At 62.1% G+C, this 21429-nt stretch carries 21 protein-coding genes; 15 read left to right on the forward strand and 6 right to left on the reverse strand.

The window, feature by feature from the left end:
- Positions 1-46: 46 nt before the first annotated feature.
- Both ACS4RS_RS00295 and ACS4RS_RS00300 read right to left on the reverse strand, forming a co-directional pair.
- Positions 47-637: an NUDIX domain-containing protein gene (locus tag ACS4RS_RS00295; protein ID WP_439009202.1), complete on the reverse strand. Its 591-nt coding sequence runs from the start codon at positions 635-637 to the stop codon at positions 47-49.
- Positions 634-2838, reverse strand: a complete 2205-nt coding sequence (locus ACS4RS_RS00300; protein WP_439009201.1) for a molybdopterin-dependent oxidoreductase — start codon at positions 2836-2838, stop codon at positions 634-636. The genes ACS4RS_RS00295 and ACS4RS_RS00300 overlap by 4 nt, the downstream gene beginning before the upstream one ends.
- A 16-nt stretch (positions 2839-2854) precedes the next feature.
- Between ACS4RS_RS00300 and ACS4RS_RS00305 the strand changes: the two genes are divergently transcribed.
- Entirely contained in the window at positions 2855-3724 is an 870-nt protein-coding gene (locus tag ACS4RS_RS00305) for a 23S rRNA (adenine(2030)-N(6))-methyltransferase RlmJ (protein WP_439009200.1), read from the forward strand.
- Positions 3725-3813: 89 nt separating this feature from the next.
- The gene (locus tag ACS4RS_RS00310; protein WP_439009199.1) at positions 3814-4410 is read left to right on the forward strand and encodes a glutathione S-transferase family protein; all 597 of its coding nucleotides are present in this window, start codon (positions 3814-3816) and stop codon (positions 4408-4410) included.
- A gap of 91 nt (positions 4411-4501) precedes the next feature.
- Here ACS4RS_RS00310 and ACS4RS_RS00315 read toward each other — a convergent pair whose 3' ends face one another.
- Entirely contained in the window at positions 4502-5137 is a 636-nt protein-coding gene (locus ACS4RS_RS00315; protein WP_439009198.1) for an outer membrane beta-barrel protein, read from the reverse strand.
- A gap of 365 nt (positions 5138-5502) precedes the next feature.
- Here ACS4RS_RS00315 and ACS4RS_RS00320 point away from each other — a divergent pair, with 365 nt between their 5' ends.
- From ACS4RS_RS00320 to ACS4RS_RS00340, 5 genes are all read left to right on the forward strand, one after another.
- Positions 5503-6270: an SDR family oxidoreductase gene (locus ACS4RS_RS00320; RefSeq protein ID WP_012557188.1), complete on the forward strand. Its 768-nt coding sequence runs from the start codon at positions 5503-5505 to the stop codon at positions 6268-6270.
- Complete coding sequence (gene uvrC / locus ACS4RS_RS00325; RefSeq protein ID WP_439009197.1) at positions 6267-8309, forward strand: excinuclease ABC subunit UvrC; 2043 nt, start codon at positions 6267-6269, stop codon at positions 8307-8309. The genes ACS4RS_RS00320 and uvrC overlap by 4 nt, the downstream gene beginning before the upstream one ends.
- 204 nt (positions 8310-8513) lie before the next feature.
- Positions 8514-9104, forward strand: coding sequence for a CDP-diacylglycerol--glycerol-3-phosphate 3-phosphatidyltransferase (gene pgsA, locus ACS4RS_RS00330; RefSeq protein ID WP_003587473.1), 591 nt, complete (start codon positions 8514-8516; stop codon positions 9102-9104).
- A complete protein-coding gene (gene moaD / locus ACS4RS_RS00335) occupies positions 9101-9355 on the forward strand; it encodes a molybdopterin converting factor subunit 1 (protein WP_179610842.1) in 255 nt (84 codons plus the stop codon). The genes pgsA and moaD overlap by 4 nt, the downstream gene beginning before the upstream one ends.
- Positions 9356-9547: 192 nt before the next feature.
- Entirely contained in the window at positions 9548-10009 is a 462-nt protein-coding gene (locus tag ACS4RS_RS00340) for a molybdenum cofactor biosynthesis protein MoaE (protein WP_439009196.1), read from the forward strand.
- Here ACS4RS_RS00340 and ACS4RS_RS00345 read toward each other — a convergent pair whose 3' ends face one another.
- A complete protein-coding gene (locus ACS4RS_RS00345) occupies positions 10010-10906 on the reverse strand; it encodes an ABC transporter permease subunit (RefSeq protein ID WP_439009195.1) in 897 nt (298 codons plus the stop codon).
- A gap of 64 nt (positions 10907-10970) precedes the next feature.
- Between ACS4RS_RS00345 and ACS4RS_RS00350 the strand changes: the two genes are divergently transcribed.
- Positions 10971-11516: a CGNR zinc finger domain-containing protein gene (locus ACS4RS_RS00350; protein WP_439009194.1), complete on the forward strand. Its 546-nt coding sequence runs from the start codon at positions 10971-10973 to the stop codon at positions 11514-11516.
- The gene (locus tag ACS4RS_RS00355; RefSeq protein ID WP_439009193.1) at positions 11513-12016 is read left to right on the forward strand and encodes a hypothetical protein; all 504 of its coding nucleotides are present in this window, start codon (positions 11513-11515) and stop codon (positions 12014-12016) included. Before ACS4RS_RS00350 ends, ACS4RS_RS00355 begins: the two co-directional genes overlap by 4 nt.
- A gap of 88 nt (positions 12017-12104) precedes the next feature.
- Here ACS4RS_RS00355 and ndk read toward each other — a convergent pair whose 3' ends face one another.
- Positions 12105-12527: a nucleoside-diphosphate kinase gene (gene ndk / locus ACS4RS_RS00360; protein ID WP_003574140.1), complete on the reverse strand. Its 423-nt coding sequence runs from the start codon at positions 12525-12527 to the stop codon at positions 12105-12107.
- Between the two features lie 81 nt (positions 12528-12608).
- Positions 12609-13298 carry a glutathione S-transferase family protein gene (locus tag ACS4RS_RS00365; protein ID WP_439009192.1) on the reverse strand — a complete coding sequence of 230 codons (690 nt, stop codon included), beginning with the start codon at positions 13296-13298 and terminating at the stop codon, positions 12609-12611.
- 138 nt (positions 13299-13436) lie between these two features.
- Between ACS4RS_RS00365 and ACS4RS_RS00370 the strand changes: the two genes are divergently transcribed.
- From ACS4RS_RS00370 to ACS4RS_RS00395, 6 genes are all read left to right on the forward strand, one after another.
- Positions 13437-13946, forward strand: a complete 510-nt coding sequence (locus tag ACS4RS_RS00370; protein ID WP_439009191.1) for a DinB family protein — start codon at positions 13437-13439, stop codon at positions 13944-13946.
- Positions 13947-14087: 141 nt separating this feature from the next.
- On the forward strand, positions 14088-15137 hold the full coding sequence (locus ACS4RS_RS00375; RefSeq protein ID WP_439009190.1) for a diguanylate cyclase domain-containing protein: 1050 nt from the start codon (positions 14088-14090) through the stop codon (positions 15135-15137).
- Positions 15138-15271: 134 nt separating this feature from the next.
- Positions 15272-17155 carry an ABC-F family ATP-binding cassette domain-containing protein gene (locus tag ACS4RS_RS00380; RefSeq protein ID WP_449313826.1) on the forward strand — a complete coding sequence of 628 codons (1884 nt, stop codon included), beginning with the start codon at positions 15272-15274 and terminating at the stop codon, positions 17153-17155.
- 178 nt (positions 17156-17333) lie between these two features.
- Entirely contained in the window at positions 17334-18176 is an 843-nt protein-coding gene (locus tag ACS4RS_RS00385) for a polysaccharide deacetylase family protein (protein ID WP_449313827.1), read from the forward strand.
- 69 nt (positions 18177-18245) lie between these two features.
- Positions 18246-20288: a prolyl oligopeptidase family serine peptidase gene (locus ACS4RS_RS00390; RefSeq protein ID WP_439009189.1), complete on the forward strand. Its 2043-nt coding sequence runs from the start codon at positions 18246-18248 to the stop codon at positions 20286-20288.
- Between the two features lie 114 nt (positions 20289-20402).
- Positions 20403-21329 (forward strand): Gfo/Idh/MocA family oxidoreductase, encoded by a 927-nt coding sequence (locus ACS4RS_RS00395; RefSeq protein ID WP_439009188.1) that lies wholly within the window; start codon positions 20403-20405, stop codon positions 21327-21329.
- Positions 21330-21429: the final 100 nt, after the last annotated feature.

A 21429-nucleotide genomic window follows, 5' to 3' on the forward strand; every position in this document is an offset into this window, starting at 1 on the left:
GCCGCCGGCTGCAACTTGGCAACCGAGGCCTCGATCGCCGCATCCGCTATCGAAGTTTACCCCGGTTCAACAAGGCCCATTGCAGCAGCATGATCGTCTTGGCGTCGAATATCTCGCCGTTTTCGATCATCCGGGCGGCTTCGTCGAGCGGGACTTCGAGAACTTCGATATCCTCGTGCTCTTCGTCCAGGCCGCCGCCTTCCGCCACGCGGTCGGCAATATCGATCAGCGAGACGAAGAAGTGGACGACTTCGGTGATGGCGCCGGGCGAGGTGTAGCATTTGAACAGGAAGCGCGCATCGCGCAGGTGATAACCGGTTTCCTCCATCGCCTCGCGGCGGATCGCCTGTTCGGGATGATCGTCATCGAGGAGGCCGGCCGGCACCTCGATCATCCAGGCGGGATCGCCGTTGACATGGACGGCAAGGCGGAACTGGCGGACGAGGATGACGAGATCGCGTTTCGGATCATAAAGCAGAATGCAGGCGGCGGGCGTCCGGTGGTAGACCTCCCGCTTCAAGCGCTGGGTTGCGCCCTTGCGGTCGATATAATCGAGCAGGTAGCTGCTCAATCGCGTCCAGCCATTCGACAGCGTTTCCTCGCCGACGATCTTCACCCGTGATTTCGGTTGCATCATGCTGCGTCCTTGCGAAGCCAGACCTTGTTGTCGTGCACGGCCGCCCCGCCATAGGGCGCAACCGGGTCGGCGCCGGTGAGGACGTTGATACCCTCGCCGTCGATATGCGCCTTGTTCGGCCAGAGGCCTTCGGCGATCAACACGCCAGGTTTGACTTCGGTGGTGATGCGGGCATGAATGCGCAGATCGCCGCGGCTGTTGCCGATGCGGACGAGATCGCCATGGGCGATATCGTTGGCTTCGGCGTCGGCCGGATTGATCATCACCTCGGGGCGGCCCTCCTTCTGCCGGGACGTCTTGGTCTCGGAGAAGCTCGAATTCAGGAAGTTGCGGGCGGGCGAGGTGGCGAGGCGGAAAGGATGCCCCGGATCGGCGACTTCGATGACGTCGACCTGGTCGGGGAAAGCCGGAAGCTGGGCATGCGGCCCGAGCGCGCCGACCGCCGCCGGCGGCTTGTTCGGCGCCGGCTGATTGATCCAGTCCGGGCGGAAATGGAATTTGCCGTCAGGATGAGCAAAGCCGTTCAGAAAATGCGCCTCCTCGAAAGCCGGCTGGCGATCGAACCATCTGTGTTCAAGGAAATGGTCGTAATCCGGCAGGCCGCTCGATTCCAGCACGCGGTCGACCATCTCGCGGGCTGTAAAACCGAAGCCGGGTCGATCGGCGACGCCGAGACGCTTGGCCAGTTCCTCGATGACGAAGAGATTGGTGCGCACGGTTGGCGGCGGCTCGACAAGCTTCGGTCCGAGCAGGATATGGTTCTGGCCGCCGGCCCGGTAGATGTCGTCATGCTCGACGAACATCGTCGCGGGAATGACGATGTCGGCAATGTCGGCCGTTTCGGTCATGAACTGCTCGTGCACGGCGACGAAGAGGTCGTCTCGGGCAAAGCCGCGTCTGACGAGGCGCTGTTCGGGGGCGATGTTTGCCGGATTGGTGTTCTGGATCAGCATCGCCGTCACCGGGCCGCGATGGCGCAGCGCCACGGCATCGCCGGTCAGCACCCGGCCGATCTGCGACTGATCGAGCATGCGGATATCGGCATCCTTCATCGAACGGCCGGTCAGTTCCGCATTGTTCATGCGGAAGATATCGCTGTTCGAATGGAAGGCGCCGCCGCCCTCATATTGCCAGGAGCCGAGAACGGTGGCGACCGAGGCGGCGGCATGCATGGCGACCGCGCCGTTGCGCTGGCGGGTGAAGCCGTAGCCGAGGCGGAAGAAGGTCTTCTTCGTCGTGCCGACGAGGCGGGCGAAGGCTTCGATCTCCTCGACCGATAGACCGGTGATATCGGCGGCCCATCGCGGCGTCTTCGCTCTCAGATGCGCTTCCAGGCCTTCGGGATCGTCGGCATATCGCGCCATATAGTCTCGGTCGGCATGGCCGTCGCGGAAGGCGATGTGCATGACGGCGCAGGCGAGCGCGGCATCGGTGCCAGGCTTGACGATCAAGGCCATGTCGGCCTGCTTCATCGTCGGGTTATCGTAGATATCGATGACGACGATCTTAGCGCCGCGCTCCTTGCGCGACTTGATGGCGTGGGTCATCACATTGACCTGGGTCGAGACCGCATTGGTGCCCCAGATGACGACGCAATCGGTGCGGCCCATCTCGCGCGGATCGGGGCCGCGCAGCGTGCCGGTCGCCATGGTGAAGCCGGTCCAGGCCGGATTGGTGCAGATCGACGAGAAGAAGCCGGAATAGCGCTTGGCATGGCGCAGGCGATCGATCGAATCACGCTGCACCCAGCCCATTGTGCCGGCGTAGAAATAGGGCCAGATCGCCTCGCTGCCGTCCTTTGCCTCGGCCTTCATGAAGGCTTCGGCAATCTCATCCAGCGCATCGTCCCAGGAAATCGGCTGCCACTGCCCTGCCCCTTTGGCGCCGGCGCGGCGCAAAGGGTGCATCAGGCGGTCGGGATGATAGAGCCGCTCGGCATAGCGGGCGACCTTGGCGCAGATGACGCCCGAGGTGTAGGAATGATCGTTGGCTCCACGCACGCGGCCGATGCGGCCGTCCTCGGCGATCTCGACCTCCAGCGCGCAGGTCGATGGACAGTCGTGCGGACAGGCCGTGTAGCCCACCCTGGTGTCCGGCTTCGGGGATTTGGCATGGATGGGGGTCGCAATGTTCATGGCATTTGTATATTCCAAGGCTTGCACGGCCAAAAGCCACAAAACTTTCCCATGACGCGAATTCATACGGGCATCAGCGAAAATGAACTACCGCCACATCTATCATGCGGGCAATTTTGCCGATGTGTTGAAACATGCCGTGCTGGCGCGGCTGATCCGCTACATGCAAAAAAAGGATGGGGCCTTCCGCGTGCTCGACACGCATGCCGGCATCGGGCTCTATGATCTTTCATCCGAAGAAGCGCAGAAAACCGGCGAATGGCTTGAGGGCATCGGCAAGCTGATGGAGGCCGACCTCGGCCCCCAGGTTTCCGAGCTGCTCGAGCCCTACCTTACAGCCATCCGCGAACTCAATCCCGAGGGCGGCATCCGCTACTATCCCGGATCGCCGAAACTGGCGCGCATGCTGTTCCGGCCGCAGGACCGGCTGTCGGCGATGGAATTGCATCCCGAGGATTTTGCTCGGCTGCATCGGTTGTTCGAGGGCGATCACCATGCCCGGATTACCGAGCTCGACGGCTGGCTGGCGCTCGGCGCCCATCTGCCGCCGAAGGAGAAGCGCGGCATCGTGCTCGTCGATCCGCCCTTCGAGGAAGAGGACGAATATCAGCGCCTGGCCGAGGGGCTGGAAAAGGCCTATCGCCGCTTTCCCGGGGGCACCTATTGCCTGTGGTACCCGCTGAAGAAGGGCGCGGCGATCAAGGAATTCCACGAGAGGCTGCAGGCGCTCGACATTCCGAAGATGCTCTGCGCAGAACTTTCCGTTCGCAGCGACCGCGGCATCACCGGATTGACGGGTTCAGGCCTCGTCATCGTCAACCCGCCCTTCACGCTGAAGGACGAGCTGCACCAGCTGCTGCCGGCGCTGAAAGACCATTTGGCGCAGGACCGCTTCGCCTCGCACCGCGCCTTCTGGCTGCGCGGCGAGAACAAGTCGGTCAAAGAAGATTGATCCTTTCCGAAAATTGATTCCGATTTTCGGGCTTATGCACTAGCCTCGGTAACAGTCGATACTTTTCTACAAATTTCATCAGGTGTCTTATGAAGCTGCTTTGTTCGCCCGCCTCGCCCTATTCCAGCAAAGTCCGGATGGCGGCGCATTTCCTGGATCTCGAGTTGAACGCCATCCGGGTCGACACCAATACCGCGCCGGCGATCCTGGTAGAGAACAATCCGCTCGGCAAGATCCCCACACTTCTGACCGATGACGGCGCCTCGATCTTCGACAGCGTAGCCATCATGCATCATTTCGACCGGCTGACGAAGGGCGGGCTCTACCCCTCGAAGAAGGGCAAGCGTACCGATGCCGAGGTCCTCGAAGCACTCTGCGACGGCATCTGCGACTGCCTGCTTGCAATCGTCTACGAGCGGCGCTTCCGCGACGAGGAAAAGGTTCACCAGCCCTGGATCGGCCGGCAATGGAAGAAGGCGACGGCGGGGCTTGCCCATCTTGGTGCCAATCCGCCGAAACTCGGCAAGAGACTTAACGGCGGACATTTCGCGCTCGCCGCCACGCTCGATTATCTCGACCTGCGCTTCAAGGATCAGTGGGAAGCCGATCATGCGCCGCTGATCGACTGGCTGGCGCAGTTCGAAAAGAAATTCCCTGCCCATCGCGAGCTCAAGGCGAGCGCGTAAGTCCCCAGCGGAAGGGCGCCTGCGAACAGGAGCGAACAGCAAAAAGCCGGGCGACGTGCCCGGCCTCTGCATGTCGGAATGCGCAATCGGCTTAGAACTTGACGCCGATACCGAGCTTGACGCTGTTCTCGTCGTAACCGCGCGAGAAGCTGCCGGAGTCGAGGTCGTAATCCTTGCTCTGGTAGTCGGTGTAGCGATATTCCAAGCGCGTCGTGATGTTGTTTGTCACGAAGGCTTCGACGCCGGCGCCGACCGTATAGCCATAGTTCGTCTTGCTTTCGTCCGAGGTGCCGTCGGAAACCTTGACGTTGCCGAGGGCAAGACCGGCCGTGCCGTAGAGCAGGAAGGGGTTCATGTCGTAGCCGACGCGGCCACGGACGGAGCCATTCCAACCGTACTTGTTCTTGACGCCGCCCGAGGAGACGTCGTCGCCGCTGTAGCCCAGATCGGATTCAACGCCGTAAACGATCTGACCCTGCTGCCAGTTGTAGCCGGTGAAGACCTGGCCGCCGAAACCGTAGGTGTGGCGGTCGGAACCGAAGTCACCCATGTTGTAGGTGCCGGCACCGCCGAGGTAAAAGCCTTCCCAGCTGCCGGCCGGCTTGACCGGGGCTTCCTGGGCGACCGGTGCTTCCGGAACCTGGTCGACGGCATCGGCCGCCTGAGCTGCCGAGACGCCCGCAATTGCAAAAACGGAGGCCATGAGGCCAGCAATGAGTACACGCATACTTAGTCTCCTTTCAGTCCCGCGCCGCTTATCATCTGTCTATCAGTGAAGCATTGGCGGGGTATTGCCAGATGTCCCTTCCGGATCGAGACTGAAATTGGAACTCAAATGCGGATTTGAAAGAGCCAAATTGTGATATCATTGTGGCTGCCGCATGGCTGAAATTCGATGTTGCTTGCCTGCAACATACACTTCATTAACCCTACTGAAGAGTTAAACTGAAAATACTTATTTTAGGAAATCGCATTCTTAAATAATACATAGAATATCCCGCCCACGGATGCAACCGCAACAGCCTATTTATATAATCTCCGCCCGCGCCTATATAGTCGGCAGACAGACTCGCGGGATTAGAAGGCAGGATTTTGAACCACAAAAGACTTCGCTCGGCCCTTGTAACAGGGGCTGCTAAAAGAATAGGCCGGGCAATCGCCGAAGACCTTGCTGCAAATGGCTTTTCCGTTGCCATTCACGCCAACGGCTCTCTCAGTGAAGCCGAAGAGCTGGTGGCGGAATTGCGGCAGAAGGGATATCGGGCGATCGCGCTCAAGGCCGACCTTACCAATATCGGCGAAACCGGCGAGCTCGTAAAAAGAGCGTCGGAAGACCTCGGTCCGCTCGACCTGCTCGTCAACAACGCCTCCATCTTCCGCCAGGATTCGGCCCGCAGTTTCGATGCCCAGGCATGGGCGCAGCATTTCGACGTCCATGTGCGGGCGCCGTCGATCCTTGCCGCAGCCTTTGCCGAACAGCTACCCGACGATGCGACCGGGCTGATCGTCAACATCATCGACCAGCGGGTCTGGGCGCTCAATCCCGGCTTCTATTCCTACACGCTTTCCAAAGCCGCACTCTGGACGGCAACACAGACGATGGCGCAGACCTTTGCGCCGAGGCTGCGCGTCAACGCCATCGGCCCCGGCCCGACGGTGCGCAGCGCGCGACAGTCGGAAGAGGACTTCCAGGCTCAGATCGACGGGCTTATCATGAAGGCGGGGCCGGGATTCGGCGAGTTCGGGCAGACGATTCGCTTTCTCTTCGACACGCCCTCGATCACCGGCCAGATGATTGCCCTCGACGGCGGCCAGCACCTCGCCTGGCAGACGCCCGATGTGGCGGAGATTACGGAATGAATGGACGAAAGCTGCCGGATGGCGGCGTTCTCTACGACGATACGGACGAGAGCGAAGACGAGATCGAGGTGGAAGGCGACCTTTCCGCCGCTGCCCCGCTTGCGACTGCGGTCGACTGGAACGCCGGCAGCCTCAACGAGACCGGGCTCATCGGCGCCGAGCTGATCGGCGAATTCGTCAAGCGGCTGCCGAACAGCCCCGGCGTCTATCGCATGTTCAATGCCGAGGGCGACGTGCTCTACGTCGGCAAGGCACGCAGCCTGAAGAAGCGCGTCGGCAATTACGCCGTCGGCCGCGTGCATTCCAACCGCATCGCCCAGATGGTGCGGCAGACGGCGAATATGGAATTCGTGACGACGCGCACGGAAACCGAAGCGCTGCTCCTGGAAGCAGATCTGATCAAGCGCTTGCGGCCGCGCTTTAACGTGCTGCTGCGCGACGACAAGTCCTTTCCCTATATCCTCATTACCGGCGACCACCGGGCGCCGGCCATTTTCAAGCATCGCGGCGCGCGGGCCAGAAAGGGCGACTACTTCGGGCCTTTCGCTTCGGCCGGCGCGGTCGGGCGGACGATCAATTCGCTGCAGCGCGCCTTCCTGATCCGCACCTGCACCGACAGCGTCTTCGAAACACGCACGCGTCCCTGCCTGCTCTATCAGATCAAGCGCTGTTCTGGGCCGTGTACCCATGAGGTCAGCGACGAGGGTTACGGTGAACTGGTGCAGGAGGCGAAGGACTTCCTGTCCGGCAAGAGCCAGAAGGTGAAGTCGCACATGGCCGAGGCGATGAACCAGGCGGCCGAGGACCTCGATTTCGAGCGAGCGGCGATCTATCGCGATCGCCTGGCAGCACTTTCGCATGTGCAGAGCCACCAGGGCATCAATCCGGCCGGCGTCGAAGAGGCGGATGTTTTCGCCATCCATCACGAAGGCGGCGTCTCCTGCATCCAGGTGTTCTTCTTCCGCACTGGCCAGAACTGGGGCAATCGCGCCTATTTCCCTAAGGCCGATCCGCAGCTTTCCGGCGCCGAAGTGCTGAATGCCTTCCTCGCGCAGTTCTACGACGACAAGCCGGTGCCGAAGCAGATCATGCTGTCGGAAACGATCGAAGAGATGGAACTGCTTGCCGCAGCGCTCAGCGAAAAGGCCGGCCACAAGGTTGCGATCCTCGTGCCGCGGCGCGGCGAGAAACGCGATCTCGTCGACCATGTCGTCGGCAATGCGCGCGAGGCGCATGGGCGAAAGCTTGCCGAGACGGCGTCGCAATCGCGGCTGCTCGAAGGTTTCAAGGACACGTTCGGGCTTGCCTATGCGCCGCAGCGCATCGAGATCTACGACAACTCGCATATCATGGGCACCAATGCCGTCGGCGGCATGGTGGTCGCGGGACCGGAAGGTTTCGTCAAGAACCAGTACCGCAAGTTCAACATCAAATCGACCGACATCACCCCCGGCGACGACTTCGGCATGATGAAGGAGGTGATGACGCGGCGGTTCTCGCGGCTGATCAAGGAGGAAGGCATTCCCGACCGGACGGCGCAGGCAACCGCAGCCGACGCCGCCGACATGCCGTTTCCGACATGGCCCGACGTGATCCTCATCGACGGCGGCCAGGGGCAGATGACGGCGGTCCGCGCCATCCTCACCGAGCTCGGCATCACCGACAGCGTGACGGCGATCGGCATCGCCAAGGGTGTCGACCGCGATGCTGGGCGCGAACGGTTCTTCCCGCCGGGGCGCGAGAGTTTTACCCTGCCGCCGCGCGATCCGGTGCTCTATTTCGTCCAGCGCATGCGGGACGAAGCGCATCGTTTCGCGATCGGCTCGCATCGGGCCCGGCGCAAGAAGGAAATGGTGAAGAACCCGCTCGACGAGATCGGCGGCATCGGACCCTCGCGCAAGCGCGCGCTGCTTCAGCATTTCGGCACGGCGAAAGCGGTTTCGCGCGCCGCTCTCTCCGATCTGATGGCGGTGGAAGGCATTTCGGAGGCCGTCGCCAAGCAGGTCTACAACCATTTCCACGACGACGCCGCGAAATAACCGGCGCCCGTCGCAAATTCCACGCAAAGGCAGTGAAAAGACAGAAAGAATGTTGACGGTCCGCGGTCAAAGCCGTCATCTACCGCATCGGCCCGAAAATTGGACTCGATATCAGGAAAGCCCGATGCGTCGATTCAAAGTGTTACAGCGTCCTGAAAAGACGCGCGGCGCTGCAGCGGCGCATCAAGTCAGAGAAACGATCCCATGGCATCGCGTGCGTACAGCATCCCCAACCTCCTGACCTACGGCCGTATCCTCGCGGTACCGCTGATCGTTCTCTGCTTCTTCATCGAGGGCAGGCTGTCGATCAGCAACACGGCGCGCTGGGTGGCGCTGTGGATCTTCGTCATCGCCTCGATCACCGATTTCCTCGACGGCTATCTCGCGCGCATCTGGAATCAGACCTCGAATATCGGCCGCATGCTCGATCCGATCGCCGACAAGCTGCTGGTCGCCTCGATCCTGCTCCTGGTCGCAGCCGACCAGACCATCGCCGGCTGGTCGATCTGGGCGGCGATCACCATTCTCTGCCGCGAGATCCTGGTTTCCGGCTTGCGCGAATATCTGGCGGCGCTGAAAGTCAGCGTGCCGGTGACGCGGATCGCCAAGTGGAAGACGACGCTGCAGCTGGTCGCCATCGCCTTCCTGCTCGCGGGACCTGCCGGCGACGAGATTTTCCCCTATACGACGCAGACCGGCATCGCGCTTCTGTGGATCGCCGCACTGCTGACCATCTATACAGGATATGATTATTTCCGTGCCGGGCTGAAACACATCGTGGATGACGAGGAATGACGCGGCTTGTCTATTTCGCATGGGTGCGCGAGCGCATCGGCAAGGGCGAGGAGGAGATCGACCTCCCCTCCTCCGTCGTCACAGTGACCGATCTTCTGAATCATTTGAAGACGCTGGGCGAAGAATATGAGGCCGCACTTCAATATCCCGACGTGATCCGCGTGGCGCTCGACATGGAGCATGTCGAACATGACGAGCCGATCGGCGCCGCACGGGAGATCGGGATATTTCCGCCGATGACGGGGGGGTGAGCGAGATGAGGGCGGGCGCGGCATGTTCCCCCTTCTCCCCTCGGGGAGAAGGTGCCCGAAGGGCGGATGAGGGGGCCGCGGGGAACAACGCTGCCCTTCGCTTGCGCTCAGTGCGTTCGCGGCTTTTGCCGCTCACCCCCCTCATCTGTCCTTCGGACATCTTCTCCCCGCTGGGGAGAAGGGGAGGTTGCATTGACGCTCCCCCTCACCATCCGCGTCCAGCGCGAGGACTTCGACCTTCAGGCCGAGGTCGATCAACACTCCAAAAACAACCCCGGCGTCGGCGCGATTGTCACCTTCTCCGGCTTCTGCCGCGATGACGGCGGAACCCTCGCCGCCCTCGAACTCGAACATTACCCCGGCATGGCCGAAGCCGAGATGACCCGCATCGGCGAACTCGCCATCGAGCGCTTCGGGCTGCTCGGCCTCACCGCCATCCACCGCTACGGCAAGATCGCCGTGGGCGAGAATATCGTCCTCGTCGTCGCAGCCGCGCCGCATCGGCAGGCGGCATTCGATGGGGCCAATTTCGTCATGGATTTCCTGAAGACCGCGGCACCCTTCTGGAAGAAGGAACACGGTCGGGATGGCGCCGCGGGCGACTGGGTCGCGGCGAAGGATGCCGACGATACGGCGCGCGACAAGTGGAAGTAATCAGAGGACGACCCGCTCCCTGCGGCTCATGACCAGGAGCAGGACGAGCAGCGAAAAGATGACGAAATCGCGCCAGACGAAGGGGCCATAGGCGCCCCATAAGGTCTCGACGACAGCGAGGGCAGCGGCGCCGCCTGCCGAGCGCAACGGATCGGAATAGCCGCCGACAGCCGCAATCAGCAGCACTTTCAGCCCGAACATCAGGCCGGCGCCGAAATCCATCGAGCCGTAATAGAAGGTCGCGAGGATGCCGCAGATCGTGGCGACGAGGCTGGCTGCCGCATAAGCGACGAGAAAGACGCGGTCGGCGCTGGTGCCGCAGAGTTCGGCGGCCAGCGGATCGTCGGTGACGGCGCGCCAGATGCGGCCCCAGGCGGTGCGCCTGAGGATCAGCGTCCCGATCGCGACGACGGCTGCCATCAGCGCCGTGTCGATCAGCTGGATATAGGTGAGCGTCACCTTGAACGGGCCATCGTTCCAGAAGACGACCGTGTCGTTCAGGAACGGCGGCAGCCAGATGGCACGGGTATTGGCGGCAAGCCGGGCGGTTTCCATCAGCACGATCATGATCCCGAGGGCCGCGACGATCACCGTATTCGGAGATTTGCTGACCAGCGGCAGCATGATCGAGCGGCCGATCCATAGGCCCGCCGCCAGCGAATAGGCGATGGCAGCGCAGGCGCCGACGGCAAGAGCGGCCGGCAGCACCAGCCAGAAGCGGTTGAAGGCGAGCTCGGTAAACAACAGCAGGATCTGGCCGGAGAAAGCGAAGATCGCCCCATAGGTGATGTCGGCCCGCTTCGTCACGCCGAAGGCGACGGCATAACCGAAGGCGAGCGCGGCATAAAGAGCGGCGAGCGGAACCGCATTCGCCAGCTGCTGCAAAAGATAGGCCATTCCATGCACTCCGCGTCGCCAAATTATAACTGGTAAAACTTATTTCACCAGTTATAATTTCATCATGAGCTTTTCCTGGACCCCTCACCGCTTTGCCGGCGGCGCACTGGCGCTTGATGTCGCCAACAGCGTCGTGCTGCGCCATGATGCAACCCGGCGGATCGACCGCTTCGCGGTTCGGGACCAGATGCAGGACTTTCCGCGCGCCGCTGCCGAATTCTGCGCCGAACGGGCCCTTTTCGGCGATATCGCGCCGGTGGCGGCGGAAAACGAGACGGATTTCCTCGCGCTGCGGGAAGCGATCGACCGCTATTTCCGCAAGCGTATACTGGATGGCGGCGACGACCAATTGCTGGCCGGTCTGCTGGAGGCGCTGGCAAAAGTTCTGCGCGAGGCAAGCCCCGAGAGCGTGGCCGCGGCCACCGCCCATTCGGTGCTGCGGCTGGTCGCCATGCCGGATGCGGAACGCATGAAGATTTGCGGCAATTGCGGCTGGCTGTTCATCGATCGCAGCAAGAACAGGAGCCGCGCCTGGTGCGACATGGCGGTCTGCGGCAACCGCGCCAAGGCGAACCGGCACTACCGCCGCAAAAAGGAGGAGACGCCATGAGAAAACATCTGATCGTAACGGCGGCAGCGGCCAGCCTTCTGCTGTCTGCCTGCCAGCGCCAGGCGGAAAACCTCGTCGAGGTGACCGGCCATCTCTTCGTCTTCAACTATCGGGTGGCGAGCGCCACCTATCTGTTGACGCTGAAGAAGACAGGTCCCATCCCCGACGGTTCGGTCATCATCGCCGAATTCGAAAATCCTCAAGGCGGCGATCCGCTGGTGCTGAACCAGAAAATCTATCCGATCGACGACAAGATCGCGCTGCAGAGCCAAAACCTGCACTGCGTGCGCAAGGACCGTCCCTATTCCGTCAGCCTCCGGCTGGTCGACAAGGACGGCAAGGTGCTGCAGGAATTGAAGACGCTATTCCGATCCGACCTGGACCAGACCGTGCTGCCGAGCAAGCCACTTGTCGTCGGTGCGCTTTATGACAAGAACCCGGAGGTCTTCAAGCCGGACGGCAGCGTCGATTTCTCGAATACCGACAAATGCCCGGCATAGAGGACGTCCGGGCATAGAAAAGCCGGAGCGACGCCCCGGCTTTCGAGAGACAATTCAAGGCATTGCCAGCCAATGCCGAAGCGCGGCCTTAGCCGACGACTTCGGTATCGGAGAACCAGTACTTGATTTCCTGGGCAGCCGTTTCCGGAGCATCCGAGCCGTGAACGGAATTTTCGCCGATCGACAGGGCGTGAACCTTACGGATCGTGCCTTCATCAGCGTTTGCTGGGTTGGTCGCGCCCATGATCTCGCGGTTCTTGAGGATGGCGCCTTCGCCTTCCAGAACCTGAACGACGGTCGGGCCGGAGGTCATGCCTTCGACGAGTTCGCCGAAGAAGGGGCGATCCTTGTGCACAGCGTAGAAGCCTTCGGCTTCGCGGCGGCTCATCCAGACGCGCTTGGAGGCGACGACGCGCAGGCCGGCATCTTCGAGCATCTTGGTGATGGCGCCCGTCAGGTTGCGCTTGGTTGCATCCGGCTTGATCATCGAGAAGGTGCGTTCAATCGCCATAGTCAAATCCTCTGTTTTCTCGGGAAAAGTGGGCGGTCTTTACCCGCCCCACCGCCCGAAAACAAGGGGTCGACGGCAATTTCACGCCGCTGTCACAGTCCGGCCGCGGCTTTCGTGGAGATCGAGGCAGCGCTCGAACCAGCCCAGGACGGGATCGTCGGCGGCCAGCATGGCGAGACCGGCGCAGACGCGCAGCCATTGCAGCGCGCCGAAGACGATATAATCGGCAAAGAGCGGCGTTTGCCCGCCGATGAAGGGCTGGAATTTCAGCATGTGCCGGAGCGGCTCCAGCTTGGCGCCGAAGGCGGCTTTCTCCGCGTCGCTGTCGGCGGCAATCACCTCCAGCGGCTTACCGAGCCTGACCTCGCGGCTCTCGCGGAAATAGGCCTTGTCTCCCTCGTCGAGGTTGGCGTGGATATCAAGAAGGGCGATCCGCATGATCGCCGGATGAATGATCATCTGCGAATAGCCCTCGACCATGCGCGACAGCGCCTTGCCGCCCTCGCCGTTAAAAAGCGACGGCCGCTCGGGATAGGCCTCTTCGAGATAGAGGGCGATGTCGAAACTGTCGGGGATCAGCCGGCCGTTGTCGTCGAGGACGGGCACGGTCTGCGAGACGCCGCCGCCGATTGCGCGGATGCGGGCATAGGTCGTCGGGATTTCCTCGAAATCGAGCCCCTTATGCGCCAGCGCCATTACCGCCTTCCAGCAATGAGGTGAGAAGAAGTGCTGTTCATCGGCGCCGCAGAGGGAATAGAGGGCTCGGGTCATGACAATCCTTTCGAAATCGCAATTCCCAGCATTCCACGACAGAAAGCGCCTGCGATCAAATCAGGAAATTTCATGGCGTCATCACTCCCGCTTCTAGGGAAACTGGCTAGACTGCCGATACGCCAAAGGGGGAACCGCATGCTCAGGCAATACAGGATGTTCGCCGCCTATAATCGCTGGGCCAATGCCCAGGTCTATGCAGCCGCGGCTGATATCAGCGACGCGGAATTCCGCAGCGACCGCGGCGCCTTCTTCGGCTCGCTGCATCGCACGCTCAATCATCTGATGGTCGCCGACCGGATATGGATGAAGCGCTTCACCGGCACCGGCGAGGCGCCGACGAGCCTCGATGCCATTCTCTATGAAGAGAGGCATGCGCTTGCCGCCGCCCGCAAGACGGAAGACGAGCGGATCATTGCCTGGACCGGCGCGCTCGATGAGGCAAGGCTTGCCGCCAACTTCACCTACTCGCCGGTGTCGCAGCCGATCGAGATCACCCAGCCGCTGTGGACAGCGCTCTCGCATCTCTTCAACCACCAGACCCATCATCGCGGCCAATGCCACATGACGCTGACGGCGCTCGGCAAGCCGAGCCTCGGGCTTGATCTCATCTACTTCCTGCGCAGCGAGGGGCGAGAGTGGATGTGAGGCCTTCATCATCAAGACCGCATTAACCGCCTTTGCGGATTCGGTCGCAAAGTCGGCGCTTCCCCGCCAAAAATTCAGCCACTCTTAAAGCCTTGTCGGCATAGCGGAATGAAGGGAAAAGCCGGGCTGCGAGGGATCGTCATGCAGAATGCAAGCGCAAACGCACTGGTGCCGCGCGAAGCGGTGCGCCCGGCGCCCATGGCCGACATTCAACGGATCGCGCAGCATATGGTGCGCCTGAATGTCGCGGCGCTGCCGCGCAACTACGAACTCTTCCACGAGGCAATCATCGGGCTCAACGCCGGTCTTGCGCAGGATATCGCCGCGCTCGGACCCCAGCCGCAACAGGCGATGCTCGATGAACTCGGACTGAAATACCGTCTCGTCAGCCATTGCGGGCTGGCGGCCGAGGCTTCGCAGAACGAGGCGAGCCGGATGCTGCGCGAAGCGGCGGAGAGGCTTGCAGAAGGGCTGCGACACAGAGAAGCCTTTGCACGCGCCTGCGCCACAATCCTGAAATCCGTCTCTGGCCACGAGGACCAAAGCCTTGCCGCGTTCATCGGCGAGGTCGATTACCTCTCCGCCTCGCTTTCGACGGTGCTGTCGGCGGAGATGGAAATCGGCGCCCGGCTGGAGGACGATGTCAAGAGGCTGGAAACGCTGGAGCGCGGCATTTTGGCAATGCAATCGGCCGCCGTCGCCGACCGGATTACCGGACTTCCGAACCGCATCGCGCTGAACCGGGAGATCGCCGATCTCTATGAGCGCGAAGAGGGTTTTGCCGGCAGCGCGCTGGTTATGGTCGATATCGACAATTTCACCGAACTCAACGACAGATATGGCACCCAGGCCGGCAACAAGCTGCTGAAGAAGCTGGCGGGCCTTTTCCGCAAATCGATCAAGAAGAACGACTTCGTCGCCCGCACCGAGGCTGACGAATTCGCGCTGTTGTTTTCCAACGTCGGCATGCAGGATGCGATGACGATCGCCGAACGCCTGCGCGCCTCGGTCGAGGATAATCTCGTCTTTGCGACCTCCGACAAGGCCGATCACGGCAGGCTGACCATCTCGATCGGCCTGGCGCTCAGCACCGACGCGGCAACGCCCGGCCAGTTGCAGGCCAATGCCCGCGTGGCGCTTCTTGCCGCACAGTCCAACCCGCGACGGCCGGTGCAGGCTTTCGGCCACTGAAGGCGCGGACCGGCGGACAGCGCGCTTGCCGGCGACAAGCAGGCTTGTCGCGGGATAAACAAGCTTACCGTGGGACATGCAAGCTTGGATAAGCGCTCTTGCCTTGGCGGGCGCTTTCGGCCAAAACGCCGGCCATGATCACGCTCACCGATATTTCCGCCCGCATTGCCGGGCGCCTGCTTCTCGACAATGCCAGCATTTCGCTGCCTTCGGGCACGAAGGCGGGGCTCGTCGGGCGTAACGGCGCCGGCAAGTCCACGCTGTTTCGCGTCATCACCGGCGATCTCGGCTCGGAGACCGGATCGGTGTCGATCCCGAAGGCGGCACGCATCGGCCAGGTGGCGCAGGAAGCCCCGGCGACCGAGGAATCCCTGATCGAGATCGTGCTTTCAGCCGACAAGGAACGCGCCGCCCTCGTTGCCGAGGCGGAAACGGCGACCGATCCGCACCGCATCGCCGAAATCCAGATGCGTCTCGTCGATATCGACGCGCATTCGGCCGAAGCGCGCGCGGCAAGCATTCTGGCCGGCCTCGGCTTCGACCAGGCGGCGCAAGCCCGCCCCGCCTCCTCCTTCTCAGGCGGCTGGCGCATGCGCGTGGCACTCGCCGCCGTGCTGTTTTCCGAGCCGGATCTGCTGCTGCTCGACGAGCCGACCAACTATCTCGACCTCGAAGGCACGTTGTGGTTGGAAGATTATGTCCGGCGCTACCCGCACACGGTCATCATCATCAGCCACGATCGCGACCTCCTGAACAATGCGGTCAATGCGATCGTCCATCTCGACCAGAAGAAGCTGACCTTCTATCGCGGCGGCTACGACCAGTTCGAGCGGCAGAAGGCGGAAGCCGACGAGCTGCAGACCAAGGCCAAGGCCAAGAACGACGCTGCGCGCAAACATCTGCAGAGCTTCATCGACCGCTTCAAGGCCAAGGCTTCCAAGGCCCGGCAGGCGCAGTCGCGCGTCAAGGCGCTCGAGCGCATGGGAACCGTCGCCGCCGTGATCGAGGACCACGTACAGCCGATCACTTTCCCCGAGCCGGAAAAGCAGCCGGCCTCGCCGATCGTCGCGATCCAGAGCGGCGCCGTCGGCTACGAGCCCGGCAATCCTATCCTGAAGAACCTCAACCTGCGCATCGACAATGACGACCGCATCGCCCTGCTCGGCTCGAACGGCAACGGCAAATCGACCTTCGCCAAATTCATCTCCGGCCGGCTTGCGCCGGAAAGCGGCGAAGTGAAGCTGGCGCCGAGCCTGAAGATCGGCTTCTTCGCGCAGCATCAGCTCGACGACCTCATTCCCGAGCAATCGCCGGTCGAGCACGTGCGCCGGCTGATGCCCGGCGCGCCGGAGCCCAAGGTACGCGCCCGCGTCGCCCAGATGGGGCTTGCGACCGAGAAGATGGCGACGGCCGCCAAGGATCTTTCCGGCGGCGAGAAAGCCCGCCTGCTGATGGGGCTTGCCGCCTTCAATGCGCCCAATCTGCTGATCCTCGACGAACCCACCAACCACCTCGATATCGATAGCCGCCGGGCGCTGATCGAGGCGCTGAACGATTACGAAGGCGCCGTCATCCTGATCTCGCACGATCGTCATCTGATCGAGGCGACGGTCGACCGGCTGTGGCTGGTCAATGGCGGCACGGTGACGACCTTCGAAGGTGATATGGACGAATACCGCGACCTGATCGTCACATCCGGTAAAAAAAAAGAAGAAAAGCCGCAGCTAGCTGAAGACGCGACATCGAAGGCCGACCAGCGCAAGCTCAACGCCGAACGTCGCGCCTCGCTGACGCCGCTCAAGAAAAAGATCAACGAAATCGAATCCTTGACGGCGAAACTGGAGAAACAGATTCACGCGCTTGACGCGGAACTTGCAAATCCCGCCCTTTACGAAAAGACGCCGGCCAAGGCCGCCGAGAAGGTAAAGCAGCGCGGCGAGGCTGCGGCCAAGCTGGCTGCCGCCGAGGAAGACTGGCTGATGCTGTCGGCCGAATATGAAGAAGCCATGGCGGGATAGCCACATCCCTTCGAGGATGATGTCGCCCGAAAACCGCTGACACTTTTCGGCATCATGCTCAGTCCAAAGCGCGGCGAAGTGCCACGTGTCGGCACAAATCCGGCCACCATCAACCAATCGTTAACCATAATTCGAAAGGTTGTCTCAACATTCGGCACCGATTTGTTGAGCCCTTTCGATGTATCGCTTTTTTATTCTGTCCTGCATGGCCCTCACGGCCACCCTGTCTGCCTGCAGCGCCACCAAACAGGCCCCGGATACTTCGATCAAGACCTCCTCGGTGATCGCGCCCGAGGAGCGGAAACTTGCCTTTGCCGGCGACGATGCGGCGCCGCGCATGAGCGGCTGGCACCAACTGGCCGGGCGGACGCTGGAAGTTTCCTCGCTCGCCGAACTCAAGCTGCAGGACAAGGAAGTGATCCTGAGCTTCGATGACGGCCCGATTCCGGGGCGGACCGACAAGGTCTTGGCGATCCTCGACCGGTTCGGCGTCAAGGGCAGCTTCATGATGGTCGGCGAAATGGCCGAAATGCATCCGGCGCTGGCCCGCAAGGTCGCCGAGGACGGCAACACGATCGGCAGTCACACTTACGACCACGCCGACCTGACTTCGCTTGATTTCGACGCAGCGATGGCCGAGGTCGTCAAGGGCGAATTGGCGGTGACCAAGGCGACGGGAACCGACGTGTCCTTCTTCCGCTTCCCCTATCTGGCCGAGAGCCACAGGCTGCGCACCGCGATTGCCATGCGCGATCTGGTGGTCATGGATGTCGATATCGACAGCAAGGACTATTTCGCCATCACGCCGGCCTCCGTGACGCAGCGGACGATGGACCTGCTGCACAAGCGCGGCCGCGGCATCATCCTCATGCATGACATCCACAAACGCACGGCAACGATGCTGCCGACCCTGCTCTCCGAACTCGAAGCCGAAGGCTACAAGGTGGTGACGCTGAAGTTCAAGAAGACGCGGGCGCCGAGCAACCTCGTCGCCTCGGCCGATTTGGTGACGACGCGGTAAGGCTGGGTTGCCAAGTTTAGACCGGCTGCCTAGATCTGTTCGACGTCAACGAAAGCGGGCAGGTCGAACATGAACCTTCATCTCGAAACGGACGACGATCCGCGCACCCGCCAGTTCGTCGACGGGCATAACCGGATTTCGGACGCGGCGTTCAGAACAGCTGAATTTGCCAGGGATCGCGACGCGATCAAGGCGCTGATCGAGCGGCAGGACAGGCTGATCGTGCCGATGCGCCGCGGTGCGTGGCTGTTCGATTTCCGGCAGAGCAAGGACAATCCTCTCGGCGTCTGGCTCCGTCTGCCTGCCGACCAGGAGCCGCTGCCGGATGCCGATTGGGAGCCCGTCTTCGATCTCGATGCCTTCTGCATCCGTGAAGGCAAGCGCTGGAACTGGCGCGGCGTCGTCACCTGCCCGTGGGAGCCGACGCGGGTTCTTCTGACGCTTTCGGACGGCGGCTCGGATCTTCTCCGGCTGCTCGAATTCGACGCCGAGAGCAAACAGATCGTGGGGGGCGGTTTCGACACGCCGGCCGCACGATCGCATGCCAATTGGCTGAGCCGCGACGAGATCTGCTATTTCGGCTCGATCGACCGGTATTCGGCGACGCGCTCCGGATGGCCACGGGTCGGGCGGCGATTGAACCGCGGACAGCGGCCGGAAGATGCCGCCGTCATGTTCGAAGCCGCGAATGAAGACGTCTATGGCTTCAATCTCATCATCGACCCGGCCCTGTCAGGCGGTTCGCCGGATGCCGGATTGATCGACATTTTCGTCGCTGCCCATGAGATCGGCGTCGCCAGCGCTTTCCTGACCGCCGCCGACGGCACGCGGCGGCGCATCGATCTGCCCAAGGAAGCGGACTTCCAGTTCAATCACGATCACTGCCTCTGGCGGGCAAAGACCGATGAGCGCGTTGCCACCGGCAGCCTCGTGCTGCAGCGCTTCGATCCCGGCTCGGAGACAGTTCCGCTCGGGCCGGAGCGGATCCTGTTTCAGCCTGGCGAGGGCCAGTCGATCTCGCAGATGATGCTGATGCGCGAGTGGTGTGTCTTCATCATTTCCGACCGGCTGCGTCCGCGTCTCATGGTGCTGGATCTGACAAAGCCCGATGCCGAACAGCGCGAGATCGCGCTGCCTGCCGAGATGCAGACGGCTCATTTCAGGCCGCTCTATGCGGATCTGCATCTTGGCGACGATACACTCTGCATCATCGGCCAGGGCTTCCTGCAGCCGCCGGCCTGTTACCGGCTCGAGCTGTCGGATCGCAGCAAGGAGGCCGAGCCGATTTTCATCGCCACAGCGCCCAGCTATTTCGATGCGGCCGATATGTCATCCGAACTGCTGGAGGCGGTTTCCGAGGATGGAACCAGGGTTGCCTACCGGCTGGTCCTGCCGAAGCAGTGGACCAAGGGAGCGCTGCCGGTGTTGCTTTATGGCTATGGCGGCTTCGATGTTTCGCTGTCGCCGACCTATTCCGGCGTGACGGGACACTGGCTGGAACAGGGCGGCGCCTATGTGCAGGCCTATATCCGCGGCGGCGGTGAATTCGGCCCCGACTGGTATCGCAGCGCCAAGCGGCAGGGGCGAGACCGGGCGTTTGCCGATTTCGTCGCCATCGCCCGCGACCTCGTCACCCGCGGCTACACCGTGCCGTCGCGCATCGCCTGCCAGGGCGGCAGCAATGGCGGCCTGCTGACCGGTGTGATGCTGACGCGCTATCCGCACGATTTCGGCGCCGTCTGGTGTCAGGTGCCGGTGCTCGACATGACACGCTTCCACCTGTTCAGCGCAGGCCAGGCCTGGATGGACGAATATGGCGATCCGGAGATAGCAGCGGACCGGGATTTCATGCTCGGCTATTCGCCGCTCCATAATGTCCGGCCGGCGATCGAGGTCACCTATCCGCCGATCTATATCGAAAGCTCCGCCAATGACGACCGGGTGCATCCCTCGCATGCGCGCCGCTTCGCCGCGCGGCTGGAGGAAGCGGGACATCGGCCGTTCTTCCATGAGTTCGGCTCGGGCGGGCATGGCGGCGACGGCAATTCCGAAGAGCGCGCCGCCCGAGCGGCAATGGGTTATAGCTTCCTTCGCCAAACTATCATGACGTAAGACGGGCCATCATGCGGTAGGATGGAAGAGAATGAAGGGGAGAGCTTGTCGGCGCTTTCCTTTCTGCTAAAAGAAGCGCAATAAATCATACTTTTCACAGGCTCGAGCGAAACCATGTCTCCTATCAACCTCGCCATCGTCGGCGTCGGCAAGATCGTCCGCGACCAGCACCTCCCTTCAATCGCCAAGAACGCCGATTTCAAGCTCGTCGCCACGGCAAGCCGCCATGGCACGGTCGAAGGCATCCACAGCTATACGACGATCGAGGCGATGCTCGACGCCGAGCCGTCGATCGACGCCGTCTCGCTCTGCATGCCACCGCAATATCGCTACGAGGCGGCCTATAAGGCGCTCGTCGCCGGTAAACACGTCTTCCTGGAAAAGCCGCCCGGCGCAACGCTCAGCGAAGTGGCCGATCTCGAAGCGCTTGCCACGAAACAGGGCGCATCGCTGTTTGCCAGCTGGCATTCGCGCTATGCGCCGGCCGTCGAGGCCGCCAAGGCGTTCCTAGCTTCGACGACGATCAAAAGCGTGCACGTGATCTGGAAGGAGGATGTCCGCCACTGGCATCCGAACCAGGACTGGATCTGGCAGGCCGGCGGCCTCGGGGTATTCGATCCTGGCATCAATGCGCTGTCGATCGTCACCCATATCCTGCCGCGGCCGATCTTTATCACCGAGGCCGTGCTCGAGTTTCCCGAAAACCGCGATGCGCCGATCGCTGCCGACATTCACTTCCGCAATGCCGACGGCCTGCCGGTTCGTGCCGAATTCGACTGGCGCCAGACCGGCATGCAGAGCTGGGACATCGTCGCTGAAACGGCAGCCGGCCAGATGGTTCTCGCCGAAGGCGGCGCCAAGCTTTCCATCAACGGCACGCTGACCTTCGCCGAGCCGGAGCAGGAATATCCCTCGCTCTACCGACGCTTCGCCGAAATCATCAAAGCCGGCACGTCGGATGTCGATCTGGCGCCGCTGCGCCACGTCGCCGACGCCTTCATGCTCGGCAAGCGGAAATTCGTGGACGCGTTCCACGACTGAGCCGTCGGCGGCGATGCGACGCCTTCTTAGACTGGCAGGCTGAGCAACAAGACCTGCCGCAAGGTCAGTTCTTTCAGAGGTCGACAATCGCCGCCATACC

Source organism: Rhizobium sp. F40D2 (genome assembly GCF_051810745.2).
Classification (GTDB): domain Bacteria; phylum Pseudomonadota; class Alphaproteobacteria; order Rhizobiales; family Rhizobiaceae; genus Rhizobium.

Excerpts from the sequence above, each read along its gene's own strand:
- ACS4RS_RS00300 (WP_439009201.1), bottom strand. The coding sequence starts at position 2,838 with ATGAATTCGCGTCATGGGAAAGTTTTGTGGCTTTTGGCCGTGCAAGCC.
- ACS4RS_RS00315 (WP_439009198.1), bottom strand. The coding sequence starts at position 5,137 with ATGCGTGTACTCATTGCTGGCCTCATGGCCTCCGTTTTTGCAATTGCG.
- ACS4RS_RS00350 (WP_439009194.1), top strand. The coding sequence starts at position 10,971 with ATGAGCTTTTCCTGGACCCCTCACCGCTTTGCCGGCGGCGCACTGGCG.
- ACS4RS_RS00310 (WP_439009199.1), top strand. The coding sequence starts at position 3,814 with ATGAAGCTGCTTTGTTCGCCCGCCTCGCCCTATTCCAGCAAAGTCCGG.
- ACS4RS_RS00370 (WP_439009191.1), top strand. The coding sequence starts at position 13,437 with ATGCTCAGGCAATACAGGATGTTCGCCGCCTATAATCGCTGGGCCAAT.
- ACS4RS_RS00385 (WP_449313827.1), top strand. The coding sequence starts at position 17,334 with ATGTATCGCTTTTTTATTCTGTCCTGCATGGCCCTCACGGCCACCCTG.
- ndk (WP_003574140.1), bottom strand. The coding sequence starts at position 12,527 with ATGGCGATTGAACGCACCTTCTCGATGATCAAGCCGGATGCAACCAAG.
- moaD (WP_179610842.1), top strand. The coding sequence starts at position 9,101 with ATGACGCGGCTTGTCTATTTCGCATGGGTGCGCGAGCGCATCGGCAAG.
- ACS4RS_RS00295 (WP_439009202.1), bottom strand. The coding sequence starts at position 637 with ATGATGCAACCGAAATCACGGGTGAAGATCGTCGGCGAGGAAACGCTG.
- ACS4RS_RS00395 (WP_439009188.1), top strand. The coding sequence starts at position 20,403 with ATGTCTCCTATCAACCTCGCCATCGTCGGCGTCGGCAAGATCGTCCGC.
- ACS4RS_RS00355 (WP_439009193.1), top strand. The coding sequence starts at position 11,513 with ATGAGAAAACATCTGATCGTAACGGCGGCAGCGGCCAGCCTTCTGCTG.
- ACS4RS_RS00365 (WP_439009192.1), bottom strand. The coding sequence starts at position 13,298 with ATGACCCGAGCCCTCTATTCCCTCTGCGGCGCCGATGAACAGCACTTC.
- ACS4RS_RS00345 (WP_439009195.1), bottom strand. The coding sequence starts at position 10,906 with ATGGCCTATCTTTTGCAGCAGCTGGCGAATGCGGTTCCGCTCGCCGCT.
- ACS4RS_RS00380 (WP_449313826.1), top strand. The coding sequence starts at position 15,272 with ATGATCACGCTCACCGATATTTCCGCCCGCATTGCCGGGCGCCTGCTT.
- ACS4RS_RS00375 (WP_439009190.1), top strand. The coding sequence starts at position 14,088 with ATGCAGAATGCAAGCGCAAACGCACTGGTGCCGCGCGAAGCGGTGCGC.
- ACS4RS_RS00305 (WP_439009200.1), top strand. The coding sequence starts at position 2,855 with ATGAACTACCGCCACATCTATCATGCGGGCAATTTTGCCGATGTGTTG.
- uvrC (WP_439009197.1), top strand. The coding sequence starts at position 6,267 with ATGAATGGACGAAAGCTGCCGGATGGCGGCGTTCTCTACGACGATACG.
- ACS4RS_RS00390 (WP_439009189.1), top strand. The coding sequence starts at position 18,246 with ATGAACCTTCATCTCGAAACGGACGACGATCCGCGCACCCGCCAGTTC.
- pgsA (WP_003587473.1), top strand. The coding sequence starts at position 8,514 with ATGGCATCGCGTGCGTACAGCATCCCCAACCTCCTGACCTACGGCCGT.